The following is a 15,111-nucleotide window of genomic DNA, read 5'->3' as shown; positions in this document are numbered from 1 at the left end:
GGGCGGTGTGAGGCTAGAAGTCGCCCCGGCTGGCGTCTTCCGGAGGCAGGACGGGCCAGTCGCCCTCGATGACTGCGGCCGGTTTGGTCTTGCGGAGGTATTGCTGGAAGTCCGCTGCCTGGCTGACGGCCCAATCGACCTGCAGCTGATGCAGTTGGGCGGCCGGCAGCTTCAGCTTCGGGAACTTGCCGGCCATCGCATCCAGCACCCGGAGTGTGGCCAGTGCATCGGCGGCGGACGTGTGGGCATTTTCGAGGTCAACGCCATACTCTTCGCACAGTGCCGTCAGCGTCCGTTTGCCCTTGCGGTAGCGGTCCACCTGCTTGTTCATGATGTAGGGATCAAGAACGGGAAACCTGCTGAGCTGGGGAACGCCGTACCGGGCTGATTCGGCCGCCAGGACGGTGAAGTCGTAGCTGGCGTTGAAGGCGATCACCGGCACGCCCGTGTCGAAGAGCTGCTGCAGTACCGCGGCGACTTCCCGGGTAACCTCCGCGGCCGGCCGGCCGTTGCTCCGGGCATGCTCAGTGGTGATCCCGTGAATGTCACTGGCTTCCGTCGGAATCTCGACGCCCGGATCCGCCAGCCACTCATGTTCCTGGATGACACCGCCGGCAGCATCCACCACCGTCACCGATGCAGTCACGATCCGGGCGGCGCGGGAATTCCGGCCCGTGGTTTCAAGGTCGAAGGCGGCCCGCGGGAGGGTGTTCCAAGTGCTCATATGATCACGCTACCGGGTGGCACCGACAGTTTATTGCAGGTGTCGTGCGTGTCCGCCGGCGCGGGCTGCCGGGTGCTCCGTGACCCTCGGCACGGGGCACCCAACGATAGTCTGGAGCCATGCGGACGGAGTATGTCGAGGCAGTGCTGGCCGTTGTGGAGCTCATCCCGGCCGGCTCGGCCGTTGCATACGGGGACGTCGCAGAACTGATCGGGTCAGGGGGCCCGCGGCAGGTGGGTACGGTCATGAGCCACTATGGAAGCGGCGTGCCCTGGTGGCGCGTGCTCAGGGCAAGTGGCCAGGCCCCGGAAGGGTTGGCAGCGGAAGCGTTGCAGTACTACCTGCGGGAGGGCACGCCGCTGCACGGGGACTTCCTGCACTTTGCCAGGACGGGCGAGGGCCGCTGGCGCGTTGACTTGGCAGCAGCCCGGTGGGCGCCCTCCGATGCTGACTTCGACACGCTGGACGCCATAGCCGAGCGGCTGGAAGCGTCGCGGCGTAAATTGTCAGCGGCAAATGATGGAATGTCTGAGTGACCGCAACTAGCCAGCAGACCGCCACACCATTCACCACCGCTGCACCATTCACTGAGGCGCCGTTCCGTGAAGCGGCGGAGCATCAGGAACCCTTCGCTGGATCCCAGCCGCTGTCCGGGACCGGTCTCCGTCTCTTGCCGCCGCGCCAGGTCCACAGCGCCGCTCCGCTGCTGTCCGAGGACCAAGTCGCGGCCGTGGAGGTGCCGCAGGGTTCGGGTCCCGTGCTGGTCCCCGGGGCGCCGGGGACCGGGAAGTCGACCGTCCTCATAGAAGCGGCAGTCCGGCGGGTGGAGATGGATGCCGCGGACCCGGAGCGAATCCTGATTCTTGCGCCCGGCAGACTGGCGGCAGACACCCTCCGTGACCGCTTCACGGCCCGGCTGAACCGAAGCCTGAGCACCACCCCCGCACGGACCTGGGCCGCCTACGCCTTCGACCTGATCCGGCGGGCCAAAGCAGAGGGGATTCTACCGCTGCCGCGGGCACCCCGCCTGCTGTCCGGGCCGGAACAGGACCTCATCATCAAGGAGTTGCTGGACGGCCACGCTCTGCCCGGACTAGGTCTGCCCTGGCCGGCGGACCTGAGCGCGGCCCTGCCCACCCGGGGTTTCCGGCAGGAAGTGCGGCAGCTGTTCGACCGGATCATTGAATCCGGCCGAACGCCCCGGGACCTGGAAAAGCTCGGGCATGAGTGCGGCAGGCCGGACTGGATTGCGGCCGCTGCCCTGTATGCCGAGTACCGCGATGTCCTGGACCTCCGCATGCCTGAGGCCTTTGATCCGGCTGGCATCATCACGGCTGCACGGCAGCTGTTCCAGGATGCACCGGATTTCCTGGCTGCGGAGCGGGAACGCCTCCAGCTGATCCTCGTCGACGATATTCATGAAGCCAATCCTGCGGTCTTTGAGCTGCTGGCAGACATCGCCGGAGGCAAGGATGTATATGTCACGTCCTCTCCGGACACTGTCGTCCAGGGTTTCAGGGGGGCACGGCCTGACCTTGTCGCAGAGCTGCCGCGTCTTCTGGCCGGTGACGGCAACGGGGGAGTCGTGGAGCGGCCGCTCAGGTACGCGCACAGGCATCGGCCGGCGGTGGCGGCGGCCTGGCTGGGCGTGGCCAGCCGGATCTCGCTGCGTGCAGGAGGACAGCTCTCCCGGCGTCTCGACGAACCCGAGGCCGGTGAGCGGCGCGGTGAGGAGACGGCGGGGCGTGCTGGCCGGGATGCCGGCGGAACTGTTGAGGCACACCTGCTGCCCTCGGCGGTTCATGAGCTGCGGTATGTTGCCCAGCGGATCCTGGACGCCCAGATCAATGGTGGCCGCGACTTTGCGGACATGGCCGTGATTGTCCGCAACGGCGGCCAACTCAGCCAGCTGCAACGCTATCTGTCCGGCCAGGGCATTCCGGTGCGGATTCCCGTGGCGGAGTCCGCTGTCCGGGACGAAGTTGCTGTGCGTCCGCTGCTCGACGCCTATGCCGTTGCCCTTGACCCTGACCTGCTGACGCCGGAATCCGCGGTGTCGCTGTTGACCTCGCGGATCGGCGGGGCCACCTCCCTGGAACTACGCAGGCTGCGTCAGTCGCTGCGCCGCGAGGAAATCCTCGGCGGCGGCGGGCGCTCCAGCGACTCCCTGCTTGTGGAGGCGCTTACCGAGCCCGGCGTGCTCGCCTCCTTGGGAATTGAAGGCCGGTCGGCGCGGCGTGTCGCGAGGATGATCGATGCGGGGCGTCGTGCAGCGGCCGAGCCCGGCGCGAACGCCGAGACCGTGCTGTGGGCGCTGTGGAATTCCACCGGCCTGGCGGGGACCTGGACGGCGGCGGCACTGTCCGGCGGGCTGGTGGGGGCGCGGGCGGACCGTGACCTGGACGCCATGATGGCGCTGTTCCACACTGCGGAACGATACGTCGACCAGATGCCCGGTTCCGGTCCGGTGCAGTTCCTTGAGTACCTGCTTAGCCAGGAGCTGCCCATGGACACACTGGCGGCGCGGGCACAGGTCGATGACGCCGTGGAACTGATGACTCCTGCCAGCGCTGCCGGGAGGGAGTGGCCGGTGGTCATCGTGGCAGGGCTTCAGGAAGGCGTCTGGCCGAATACCCGGCTGCGCGGCGAGCTGTTGGGGAGCACACTGTTCGCCGATGCCGTGGAGCATGGGGTGGAGTACGCGCTCCAGCGTGGCCCGCTGAGCCGCCTGCGGGAAATCAGATACGACGAACTCCGGAGTTTCTCGACCGCGGTGTCCCGCGCCAAGGATGTACTGATTTGCACGGCCGTGGCCTCGGAAGATGAACAGCCGTCCTCGTTCCTGGACTACGTCGCTCCGCTGCGGCCGGATCAGGACGCGAGGGGATTCACCTCCGTGGAGCGGCCACTGACGCTCAGGGCACTGGTGGCAGAGCTGCGCCAGTACGCCCAGCTGGACGGAAGGTTCGCCGCTGAATCTGACGAGGCCGTCAGGGTCCTTGCGTGCCTCGCTACTGCTGATCCTCCCGTGCCGGGGGCACACCCCCACAGCTGGTGGGGACTGGCGCCGCTGACCTCCGACGAACGCATTGTGCCGCCCGGAGGCACCGTCTACGTGTCGCCCTCAAAGGTGGAGTCCGTGCAGAAATCGCCCCTGGACTGGTTCATCCAGGCTGCCGGCGGCGAGGCAGCCACGGACTTCGCCAGAAGCCTGGGAACCCTGGTGCACTCCATCGCGCAGGACATCCCCGAGGGCTCGGGAGCCGAATACCTCGCCGAACTAGTCCGGCGGTGGCCCGCCCTGGGCATGAAGGACAACTGGGAAGGGAAACTGGACTTCCAGCGGGCTGAATCCATGGTGCGAAAACTTGCGCAGTACATCCTGATCATGCGCAGCGAAGGCAGGCGGCTGGCTGGTGTGGAGCAGGACTTTGAGGTCCAGCTGACATTGGATGCGGATGGGCCGGATGCTGGCCCGGAAGCCCGTTCCGCCGTTTTGCGTGGCCAAGTGGACCGGCTGGAAATCGACTCCCAGGGCCGTCTGGTGATTGTTGACCTCAAGACCGGCAAGCGGCAACCAGGAAAAGCCGAGCTCGGCAGGCACCCCCAGCTAGGCGCCTACCAGGCGGCGGTCCTCGCGGGGGGCTTCAACGGTCAGGATCTTCCTCCCGGCGCGCAGCCGGGAGGGGCCGTGCTGGCGCAGCTGGGCACCACGGCGAAGAGCCCGGGAGTCCAGCATCAGGATCCACTGGATCCGGGGGACAACTGGGCGATGGACATGGTGAAGGATGCCGCCGGCGTCATGTCCGGCCGTGAATTCGAAGCCCGGCACGATCCCTCGAAGGGCGGCTTCGGCGGCCACGGCTGCAGGCTTCCGGAAGTCTGCCCCCTCTGTGCACGGGGAAAGCAGGTTACAGAATGAGCGCCCTCCCCGAACTTCCTGCCCCCAGGTTCAGCCCCGAGGAACTCTCGGTCCTGCTGGGAGAGAAAAACCTGCCTACGGCGGAACAATCGGCCATCATCTCTTCGCCGCTGACCCCGCGGCTGGTCATTGCCGGCGCCGGGTCAGGCAAGACCGCCACCATGGCGGACCGCGTTGTCTGGCTGGTAGCCAACGGCTGGGTCAAACCTGAGGAAGTCCTCGGTGTCACCTTTACCAGGAAGGCAGCCGGCGAACTGGCAAGCCGTATCCGGGCCAAGCTTGGGGCCCTGCAGCGCATCGCGGCGGCGGACACCGGCCGCTCGGTCTTTCCCGAGGGACTCCTCAGCGCCGACGCCCTCGAGCCGAAGGTGTCCACGTATCACTCATTTGCCAGCGGCATCGTGTCCGACTATGGCCTCCGGCTCGGCATCGAGCGCGACGTCGTCCTGCTGGGCGGCGCCCAGGCCTGGCAGCTGGCAAGCGAAGTCGTCGAGTCGTACGACGGCGAGTACGCCCATTTCCGCGCGGCCAAGTCCACGCTCGTAAAAGCAGTCATCCAGCTCGCGGGCGAGTGCGCTGAGCACCTCCGTGAGCCAGCCGAGGTCCAGGACTGGCTGATGGAGCGGCTGGCCGACTTCGAAGGCCTCCCGTACGTGGCCGGCGCGAAGAAGAACGCCACCCAGGCCGCCTCCGAGCTCGGCGCGATGCTCCGGACGCGGGCCAGTGTGGCTGAACTCGTGGGCCGCTACTCCGAGGCCAAGAGGGCGCGGGGAGCACTGGACTTTGGCGACCTCGTCGCCCTGGCCGCGAAAGTGTCCCGGCAGGTCCCGCTCGCCGCGGACACGGAACGGCAGCGGTACAGGGTGGTGCTGCTGGACGAGTTCCAGGACACTTCGCACGCGCAGCTGGTCCTCTTCTCGCGTCTCTTCGGCGACGGGCATGCAGTCACGGCCGTGGGCGATCCCAACCAATCCATCTACGGATTCCGCGGCGCTTCAGCCGGCCAGCTGTTCCACTTCGTGAGCGAGTTCCCGGTCAAGGTTGCGGGTCAGGCATCAGGAGCTCCCCGGTTCAGTCCGGCCCCCGTCTCCTACCTGACCACCGCATGGCGGAACGGACGAAATATCCTCGCCGCGGCCAACGTCATTTCAGCACCGCTGAGCGCTGCGGCCGCAGCGGCTGGACCCGCCGGCCAGCGGACGTCGGCGGCCACCGTCGAAGTGCCGCCCCTGCAGCCGAGCCCGGCCGCAGCCCAAGGGCGGGTGGTCATGGGACGGTTTGACACGGACGAAAATGAAGCGGCAGCGATTGCGCGCGATCTCCTGAAATTCCGGGTGACGGACTTTGAAAAGCAGTCATCCGGCGCGCCGGTCCCTCCCGCGATGGCGGTGCTGTGCCGCCGGCGGGCCCAGATGGAGTGCATCCGACGGGAACTCGAGACCAACGGGATCCCCTACGAAATCGTGGGACTAGGCGGCCTGCTGGACACTCCGGAAATCGTCGACCTCGTCTCTACGCTGCGGGTCCTTGCTGATCCCGGGCGGTCAGATTCCCTGATGCGGCTGTTGGCCGGCGCCAGATGGCGGATCGGCCCGGCAGACCTCATGGCGTTCCGTGACTGGTCGTCCTACCTCGCGCGCCGGCGTGGCCAGAACGCAGCCGATTCGGCCATAGCGGACGAGGAGCCAGGTTCCGCCCCCGACGTTGTCATCGAAGGGGACCTAACAGATGCGGCGAGCCTGGTGGAAGCCCTGGATTGGTTGCCCAGGGACGGCTGGACCTCCGCGCACGGACGGACCCTGACGGCAGCTGCCCTGGACCGCCTGCGCCGGCTGGCTACCGAGCTGCGGCATCTGCGCGGGCTCATCGGGGACGACCTCACAACCCTCCTCGGCGAGGTGGAACGCGCCATGCTGCTGGACATTGAGGTCGCAGCCCGGCCCGGGCTAAGCATCCATCAGGCCCGGCGGAACCTCGACGCCTTCCAGGACGCCGCCGCAGGCTTCCTTCAGACGTCGCACCGCGTGGACATCCTCGCCTTCCTGGCATGGCTTGAGGCGGCGGCGGCCGAGGAGGGCGGCCTCGACGTACCGCCGCCTGACGTGAACCACGAAGCCGTCCAGCTGCTCACAGTCCACGCCTCCAAGGGACTCGAGTGGGATGTCGTGTTTGTGCCGGGCCTGAACTCCGGGTCTTTCCCGAGCAGCCGTGACTCCCGATGGAGCAGCGGTTCGGCTGCGCTGCCCTGGCCGCTCCGCGGTGACCGTGCTGACCTGCCCCAGTGGGATTTGGACCAGCGGGACCAGAAAGGGTGGCTCGACGCCGAGAAGGACTTCAAGGCCGCCGTCCAGGCACACGGCGAAGCTGAAGAACGGCGGCTCGCCTATGTGGCGTACACGCGGGCAAAGCATGTGCTGTGGGTTTCCAGCGCCGCCTGGGTCGGCGCCCGCGGCGGAATGGCGGAGATGTCGCCGTTCCTTGCTGAACTCGGACCCCTGGCTGGGATTGGCGAAGCAGCCGGTTCAGTCACGGCAGGCGGCAGCGTGGCGGAAATCCATCCCGACTCGGTGGACGAGGTTTCCCTGCCGCAGGAAAGCCCGCTGACCCAGGACCCCGAGGTGGCCATCTGGCCGTACGATCCGCTGGAAGGACCTGTTGACCCCCGAACCGGGAAGCGGCTCCGCCTTGTCCCGGGGCGGCGGGCGGCCATGGACCGCGCGGCTGCCCGCGTGCTGCAGGAAATTGACCGGCAGGGGACGCAGGCGGTCTCCGGCGCACCCGCTTTGGAGTCCGAAACTGACAACAGCCGCGCACTCCCGCCCTGGGCTGCTGGCTGGTCACGGGAGGCCGGCCTGCTGCTCGAGCGGCGCGCCCGACGCGCAAACAGCCGCGACGTGCACCTGCCGGGACACATTTCCGCTTCCACCCTGGTTGCCCTTGATGAGGACCCCGCGGCAGTACTGCAGCGACTCAGGAGGCCCATCCCTCGGGAGCCAGGCATGTCCGCCCGAAAAGGCACGGCTTTCCACGCCTGGGTGGAGGAGTACTTCGGGACGTCCGGCATGCTGGACATTGATGAAGCCCCCGGATCCGATGACCACATTGACGAGGCCTATGGCCTCGAGGACATGGTTGCCACGTTCAAGGCGTCCGAATGGGCGCACCGGTCGCCCGCCCAGGTCGAAGTGCCGGTCGAAACCCGGATTGGCGACGTCGTGGTCCGCGGCCGCATCGACGCCGTGTTCCGGGACGGCGACGGCGTTTGGGATCTTGTCGACTGGAAGACCGGGCGCCGGCCCTCAGCGGGCCAGCTGAAAACCAAGAGCGTCCAGCTCGCGGTGTATCGGCTCGCCTGGGCCCGCCTCAGGGATGTTCCGGTTGAGCAGGTGCGGGCCGCCTTTTACTACGTGGCAGACAACCAGGTGGTGCGTCCGCACGATCTCGCTTCCGGCGACGAACTGGAATCCATCGTGACGGCCGCCCTGGCCGATCCGGAGGCGTAGGCCGATCCGGAGGCGTAGACCCATGGGAGGTATTTCCGACACGGCAGCGCCGGGGCCTCCCGGCGCTGCCGCTCTGCCGCTCAGTTGGTCTTGGCGTCGACGACCGTGAGGGCCGTGGTGGACGTGTCGTCCGCCGAAAGCACGCGCCGGGACGCTTCCCGGTGGTCCTGCTCTGGATCGTGGTCCCGCGTGCCCGGGTTGTCGTGCCCGTCCTGAGGGCCAGGGGTGTCCTGTTCTTCCTTCCCATCCTGCCTGCCATTGCTGTCGGGCACCACGGTCCGCTGGCCGGGCTCCTCTACGGGGATGGGCGTGACATGCACGGCGGCCAGGGCCGGTGCCGGGATGGGTTCGACAGTGACCGCGCCCCGTGCCGCCGTTGCATGGCCATCCGCCGCCTGCCCGGCAGGGACTGCCGGGGGAGCTGCCGGCACGGGCGGTGCCGACGGCTGCGGCAGGGGCTCCACACTGATTGGCTGTCCGCCGTGCTCGGCGATATCGTCCGCCAGGGTGGCCAGCATGGATTCCGCTTCCGCGATCATGCTGCGGTCGTCGGCCGCGATCCCCTTGACGAGGTATTGGGCCAGGGCGAATTCCGCCGAGAGCGCCGCCCGCCGGAGCAGGTGGTTGTCCGGGGCGTCCCGCCGGTGCTCGCTGTAGTGGCGCACTACGGCGTCCACAAAGTCCTGCTCGTTGGAGGCCACAAGCCACGCAAGGTCATCGGCGGGGTCACCGATCCGCAGATCGGTCCAGCCGGTGACGGCCGTGACCCGGTCCTCCTCGACCAGCAGGTTGTCCTCGTGAAGGTCGCCGTGGACCACGCAGGGATTGAAGCGCCACAGCGAGACGTCTTCCATGGCGTGTTCCCAGCGGCGGAGCAGCAGCGGAGGGATTTTTCCGGTGGTTGCCGCCATGTCGAGCTCATTGAGCCTGCGCTGCCGGAACTCATTCGGCGTGTAACTGGGCAGATCAGCATTGCTGACCAGCGCACGGGGAAGATCATGGATGGCAGCCAGTGCCGTGCCGATCTCCTTCGCGAGCTCCTGCGGGCCGGCCGTGAGCTCCTCGACCGTGCGCGTGGCACCGTTCAGGTGGGAATACACAAACGTGGTCAGGTTCTCCTGCCGTACCGTCCCGGCGACGGTTGGCATCAGAAAAGGCAGTTCGGCCCGGATGGCCGGGGCAAAGGCCCGGAGTACCAGAAACTCCGTCTCAAGCCGGGTGCTGGCCTCTGCATGCCGGGGCGAGCGGACCCGCCAGCGTTTGCCCTCGGAATCGAGGAGGAGTGCCGAGTCGAAGTCCGCGGGGTCGTCCGGGGCGGAACTCACTGCGGTCGGGCTCAGTCCGGGGACTGCCGCGGTTGCCACAGCTGCCAGTTCGATCGGTTCTCTTCTCACGCTTCCACGGTAGATTGACTCACGTCCAAGACAACGATGTGCCGCGGCGAGTCTTGAGATCCGGCGGAAATAACGGCGTTGCGGTGACAGTGCAGCTCCCGGGATTGGGCCGGGGAAATGTGAATTGTCACCCCGAGTCAGTACGGTGGATACATGAGTCATGCGGAGGCCGCTGCGCCGGTCATTCAGCCATCCGGCGGGCGGCGGGAAAATCACCTCCCCGCGGGTAATCTGCCGGCGAACCACTTGTTCGACACCGTGCTTCCCGTGCGTCCGGCCCTCATGAACCGCGGATCCGTGGAGCGGATGAAACCGGGCTTTGTCGACGAACTGATGGCAGCAGGCAAGGCACGGGCAATGGTGCTCTCCGGCCGGCAGGCTCTGGTCCATGACGATGCGCTGGTGCTGGCAAACGCCAGGGAGCTGCGGGAACGCTTGCAGGACGTCGACTCGCAGCCAGCACTGGTCGTCTACCTGGGCTCCGCCCTCAGCACCAGTGCGCTGCCGGAAGGCACTCCGATCCTTCTTTTCATCCTGCCCGAACCGGTGGATCCCGGCTCCGCCGGACTGCCCGCGGATGGCTCATGGGAAGGCTTCCGGGACGTCGCCGCCCGGCTGGACCCCACCCATACGGCGCTCTTCGTCGAGGCGAGCGCCATCGCCAACTGGCATGCCTCCCATACGCATTGCCCCAGGTGCGGCACGCCCACCGCCGTCGAGGCGGGCGGCTGGGTCAGGCGCTGCCCCGCTGACAACTCCGAACACTACCCCCGGACCGATCCCGCGATCATCGTCACCGTGGTGGGTCCGGACGGCCGTCTGCTGCTCGGCGGGGGAGGGCCCCCTGACGCCAAGAACTACTCCACGCTGGCGGGGTTCGTGGAACCGGGGGAGGCCCTTGAACAGGCGGTGGTCCGCGAAATCCACGAGGAAGTGGGCGTGCGGGTCAAGGCGTGCCAGTACCTGGGCTCCCAGTCGTGGCCGTTTCCCGCATCCCTCATGCTCGGCTTCACGGCTGCTACGGACGACACCGAGGCAAGGCCCGACGGCGTCGAGGTCACCCGTGCGCGCTGGTTCAGCCGGGAAGAACTACAGGCGGCAGTGCTGAGCGGGGAGATCGTGATTTCCAGCAGATTGTCCATCGCCCGGTCGCTCATTGAGCACTGGTATGGCGGAGTTATCCAGGACCGGCCCGCAGACGAATGACGCTGCGTGCAGCGTCAGGGCAGCTTGCCTGCCCGCTATCGCCGTCGCCCTGCGCGGGCACTACACCATCCCTCCTTTCGACTGAGCAGCAGAAGTGATTACTGAAATTCCTGACGGCAATGCCTCCCTGGAGGACCGAATCCTTGGCGGCCTCGATGCCGAGCAACGTGAAGTCGCCAGCACCCTGACGGGACCCCTGTGCGTCCTTGCCGGGGCCGGCACGGGCAAGACCCGTGCCATCACGCACAGGATCGCCTACGGCGTGCACTCCGGGGTCTACAGTCCGCAGCGGCTGCTGGCCGTGACGTTCACCGCCCGGGCCGCGGCGGAAATGCGCAGCAGGCTGCGCGACCTGGGAGCAGGCAACGTCCAGGCCCGGACCTTCCACGCCGCGGCGCTGCGCCAGCTTCAGTTCTTCTGGCCGCAGGCGGTTGGCGGGACGCTGCCGAACCTGCTGGACCACAAGGCGCAGATGATCGCAGAGGCAGCCCGCCGGCTCCGGCTGAGCACCGACCGCGCTTCCATCCGGGACCTGGCCTCGGAGATCGAGTGGGCCAAGGTTTCGATGCTCACCCCGGCCAACTACCTTGAGAACGCGCAGGACCGGGGAAACCCGGGCGGCTTCGACCTCACCGCCGTGGCACGGGTGTTCCAGTCCTACGAGGACGTCAAAACCGACCGCAACGTGATCGACTTCGAAGACGTCCTCCTGATCACCGTCGGCATCCTGCAGGAGGATCCCAAGGTGGCCGCCACGGTCCGGGAACAGTACCGGCACTTCGTGGTTGACGAATACCAGGACGTCTCGCCCTTGCAGCAGCGGCTCCTCGAGCTGTGGCTCGGCGGCCGGGATGAGCTGTGTGTGGTGGGCGATGCGAGCCAGACCATCTATTCCTTCACGGGCGCATCGCCCAAGCATCTGCTGGGCTTCAAGGCCATGTACCCCAACGCGAACGTGGTCAAGCTGATCCGCGATTACCGCTCGACGCCGCAGGTGGTCCAGTTGGCGAACGACCTCCTCGCGGGCCGCCGCAGCGGCGGGCCGGTAGCCGATGCCGCCTGGGCCGCCCCGCTGAAGCTGGTCGCCCAGCGGGCCGCGGGCCCCTTGCCGCAGTTCACCGAGTGCTCGGATGACGAAGCCGAGGCGGCAACCGTGGCGCAGAAGATCCGGGCCCTGTTGGATTCCGGTGTTCCCGCGAGTGAAATCGCGGTTCTGTTCCGCACCAACGGGCAGTCGGAAGCCTATGAACAGGCACTTGCATCGGCCGGCATCGGCTACCAGCTGCGCGGCGGCGAGCGCTTCTTCGCGCGCAAGGAAGTGCGCGACGCCATCCTGCAGCTGCGGGCCGCCACACGGGCAGTGGCGGAATCGTCGCCGCAGCCCCTCGGCCAGATCGTCCGGGACATCGTGGCGTCCCTTGGCTATACGGACTCCGCCCCTCACAGCGGCGGCGCGCTCCGGGAGCGCTGGGAATCGCTGGCGGCCCTGGTGGCCCTGGCCGATGAGCTTGTTCTGAGCAGGGGAACCGCGTTCAGCCTCGCGGACTTCGTCAACGAACTGCAGGAACGGTCGCTCGCCCAGCACGCGCCTACTGTGCAGGGCGTTACGCTGGCTTCGCTGCATGCAGCCAAGGGCCTCGAATGGGATGCGGTTTTCCTGGTGGGCCTCTGCGAAGGACTGATGCCCATTTCCTTCGCGGATACTCCGGAGGCAGTGGACGAGGAGCGCCGGCTCCTTTATGTCGGCATCACCCGGGCCAGGGAGCACCTGTCACTGTCATGGTCCACGGCGCGCACGCCGGGAGGCCGGGCCAATCGCAAGCCCTCCCGGTTCCTGGACGGACTGCGGCCGGATTCCGTGGCAACCTCCGCCGCGAGGGGCAAAGGTCCCGCACCGCGCCGCAAGGCCGCTGTTCCCGCGTCCTGCCGGGTCTGCGGCAGCATGCTGTCCACCGGAGCAGAGCGGAAGGTGGGCCGCTGCAGCCAGTGCCCGCCGACGTACGAGGAGCAGACCTTCACCGCCCTCCGGGAATGGCGGCGCGACGTTGCACAGTCTGCTGATGTGCCGGCCTTCGTCGTCTTTACCGATGCGACCCTTACCGCCATCGCCGAGGCACGGCCCTCATCCTTGGAGGAGCTGGCACGGCTGGCGGGGGTCGGCCCGTCCAAATTGGAGCGCTACGGCGAAGCCGTCCTGACAGTCCTTGCCGAAAGCGACGCCCTTTGATGGCGGACGTGCCGCTGAGAACGCACGACGGCGCGCCCGTCGTCGTCCGCCGATCGGCCAGGAGGCGCCGCACGGTAGCCGCGTTTTGGGAGAACGGAACCGCCGTCGTCGCCATCCCGGCAAACTTCAGCAGGGCACAGGAAGCCGAATGGGTGCGCCGGATGCTGGACAAACTCAAGGTCCAGGGGGACCGGCAGTCCAAAGGCGGGCGGCGTCCCGCCACCGATTCTGCCCTTGCCAGCCACGCGGCTGATCTCTCGGCACGCTATCTCGGGGGAAGGGCGGTGCCGACGTCGGTGCGCTGGGTCAGCAACCAGAACTCGCGGTGGGGGTCGGCAACACCTGCTGACGGGTCCATCCGGCTGTCAGACAAGCTCCGGCCCCTGCCGCAGTGGGTCATCGATTACGTTCTGCTCCACGAACTGGCGCACCTGCTGGTGGCCGGACACAACGCATCCTTCTGGCAGCTCCTGGAGGCATACCCTGAAACCGCGCGGGCCAAGGCCTTCCTGGAAGGTGTCTCTTTCGCGACCTCACGGGGATTAACTGCCGACGGGTCCGTCCCAGGGGACTGACCCGTCAGCAGGACTGTCCGGCCGCCTTACTGGCCGCCGTCGTCCTTCTTCGTCCCGTCCGCGTCCTTTGTACCGCCGCCGTCCGCCGTACCGCCGTCGTCCGCAGTGCCCGCCTCGGGAGTATCGAAACCGCCATCCAGGAGCTTCATCAGGGCATCATCCACTTCGCTGTCGCTGGCCTCTGCCAGCTGGCGGCGTCCACTGAAGCCCTTGGGGTCGTCCAGATCCTCGGCGGTGGGCAGCAGGTCAGGGTGCTTCCAGATGGCGTCGCGGCCCTCGATGCCGCGTTCCTGCTTGAGCGAGGCCCACAGCGTTGCCGCTTCCCGAAGCCTGCGGGGACGCAGCTCGAGACCCACCAGCGAGGCGAAGGCATGTTCGGCCGGACCACCGGTGGCACGGCGGCGCCGGACCGTTTCGCGGAGAGCGCCGGCGGAGGGGAGGACCTTCTCCGTGGCCGCCGCGGTGAGTTCATCAACCCAGCCCTCAACGAGCGCCAGCGCTGTTTCCAGCTTCTGGAGGGCCTGCTCCTGCGCCGGAGTCCGCTTGGGCATGAAAACGCCCTGCGACAGCGCCTCCTGGATGCCCTCGGGGTTGCTGGGGTCCAGGTCCCGGGCCAGCTCCTCGATCCTGGACGTGTCGATGTGGATGCCGCGGGCGTACGCCTCGATGGCGCCCAAGAGGTGGCCCCGCAGCCAGGGGACCTGGACGAAGAGGCGGGCGTGCGCCGCTTCACGGACCGCGAGGAACAGGCGGATGTCATTTTCCGGCAGGCTGAGGCCCTCTCCGAATTTGGCCACGTTGCCGGGAAGAAGTGCCATTTCCAGGTCCGCGAGGGGGACGCCGATGTCCGTGGAACTGACCACCTCGGCGGAGAGCGCACCGATGGCCTGTCCCAGCTGCATGCCAAAAATGGCACCGCCCATGTTCTGGAGCATGGAGGAAGCGCCGCCCATCATGGACTTCATTTCCTCCGGCATCTGCTCGGTCATGGCGGTGGACAGCGCGTTGGCGACGCTGTTGGCCACGGGCTCGGTGAGGCGCTTCCACGTCCCGAGTGTCTCCTCGACCCACTCCGCCCGGGACCAGGCCTTGCCGATCAGGCCGGTGGCCGGCAGATCCGTCACCTGGTCCAGCCAGAGCTCGGCCAGCCGGAGGGCCTCATCCACCTCCCTGGACTGGGCCGGGGTCACGGACGGGTCGGTGCTGCTGGCAGCCACCCGCCGCGCATTGTCATGGGCGAGCTTCCAGTTCACGGGCCCCTCGGAGGGCGCGCTCATCATGGCTTGGACCTGCGAGAACATCTGGGCCAGGAGGTTGGGGTCATCGGGCAGCCCCGCGGCCTTGGCCAGTTCGGAGGGGTCGATGTCGCCCATGCCCTTGCCGCCCATGAGGTTCTGCAGCATTTCCGCCAGCGGATCCTTCGGATTGTCGTCGCCGTTGGACGGATTGAGTGGGTTGGAGGTCATGATCCCGCCGATCGTCGGTGTGACTATTGATCACCTTCACGCTACCCCCGCGCGAGAGCGGCTGTCTGCCCAAAGACCGTCCGTTCGCTGTAGG

Annotated in this window: 9 protein-coding genes; 6 read left to right on the top strand and 3 right to left on the bottom strand. The window is 67.5% G+C overall.

All coding sequences use genetic code 11. The annotated features are described in order from the left end of the window. Positions 1 to 13: 13 nt before the first annotated feature. Positions 14 to 724 (bottom strand): 3'-5' exonuclease, encoded by a 711-nt coding sequence (locus ACIP90_RS08985; protein WP_400578683.1) that lies wholly within the window; start codon positions 722 to 724, stop codon positions 14 to 16. Positions 725 to 843: 119 nt separating this feature from the next. Between ACIP90_RS08985 and ACIP90_RS08980 the strand changes: the two genes are divergently transcribed. The 3 genes from ACIP90_RS08980 to ACIP90_RS08970 all read left to right on the top strand — a co-directional run bounded on the left by ACIP90_RS08980 (position 844) and on the right by ACIP90_RS08970 (position 8,149). Then, entirely contained in the window at positions 844 to 1,260 is a 417-nt protein-coding gene (locus ACIP90_RS08980) for an MGMT family protein (RefSeq protein WP_400578681.1), read from the top strand. Positions 1,261 to 1,370: 110 nt separating this feature from the next. After that, on the top strand, positions 1,371 to 4,646 hold the full coding sequence (locus ACIP90_RS08975; RefSeq protein WP_400578929.1) for an ATP-dependent helicase: 3,276 nt from the start codon (positions 1,371 to 1,373) through the stop codon (positions 4,644 to 4,646). Beyond that, positions 4,643 to 8,149 carry an ATP-dependent helicase gene (locus ACIP90_RS08970; RefSeq protein ID WP_400578679.1) on the top strand — a complete coding sequence of 1,169 codons (3,507 nt, stop codon included), beginning with the start codon at positions 4,643 to 4,645 and terminating at the stop codon, positions 8,147 to 8,149. The genes ACIP90_RS08975 and ACIP90_RS08970 overlap by 4 nt, the downstream gene beginning before the upstream one ends. Positions 8,150 to 8,229: 80 nt before the next feature. Here the strand turns inward: ACIP90_RS08970 and ACIP90_RS08965 are convergent, their stop codons facing one another. After that, entirely contained in the window at positions 8,230 to 9,543 is a 1,314-nt protein-coding gene (locus ACIP90_RS08965; RefSeq protein WP_400578677.1) for a macrolide 2'-phosphotransferase, read from the bottom strand. Positions 9,544 to 9,696: 153 nt separating this feature from the next. Between ACIP90_RS08965 and nudC the strand changes: the two genes are divergently transcribed. The 3 genes from nudC to ACIP90_RS08950 all read left to right on the top strand — a co-directional run bounded on the left by nudC (position 9,697) and on the right by ACIP90_RS08950 (position 13,551). Further along, a complete protein-coding gene (nudC, locus tag ACIP90_RS08960) occupies positions 9,697 to 10,749 on the top strand; it encodes an NAD(+) diphosphatase (protein ID WP_400578675.1) in 1,053 nt (350 codons plus the stop codon). Between the two features lie 94 nt (positions 10,750 to 10,843). After that, positions 10,844 to 12,976 carry an ATP-dependent DNA helicase UvrD2 gene (locus ACIP90_RS08955; protein ID WP_400578673.1) on the top strand — a complete coding sequence of 711 codons (2,133 nt, stop codon included), beginning with the start codon at positions 10,844 to 10,846 and terminating at the stop codon, positions 12,974 to 12,976. After that, the gene (locus ACIP90_RS08950) at positions 12,976 to 13,551 is read left to right on the top strand and encodes a M48 family metallopeptidase (protein WP_400578672.1); all 576 of its coding nucleotides are present in this window, start codon (positions 12,976 to 12,978) and stop codon (positions 13,549 to 13,551) included. Before ACIP90_RS08955 ends, ACIP90_RS08950 begins: the two co-directional genes overlap by 1 nt. Before the next feature lie 26 nt (positions 13,552 to 13,577). Here ACIP90_RS08950 and ACIP90_RS08945 read toward each other — a convergent pair whose 3' ends face one another. Continuing rightward, a complete protein-coding gene (locus tag ACIP90_RS08945; protein ID WP_400578670.1) occupies positions 13,578 to 15,017 on the bottom strand; it encodes a zinc-dependent metalloprotease in 1,440 nt (479 codons plus the stop codon). Positions 15,018 to 15,111 lie beyond the last annotated feature (94 nt).

It is taken from the genome of Arthrobacter sp. NPDC093139 (assembly GCF_044754165.1).
GTDB lineage: Bacteria > Actinomycetota > Actinomycetes > Actinomycetales > Micrococcaceae > Arthrobacter.
This window is presented reverse-complemented; position numbering and strand designations above follow the sequence as displayed.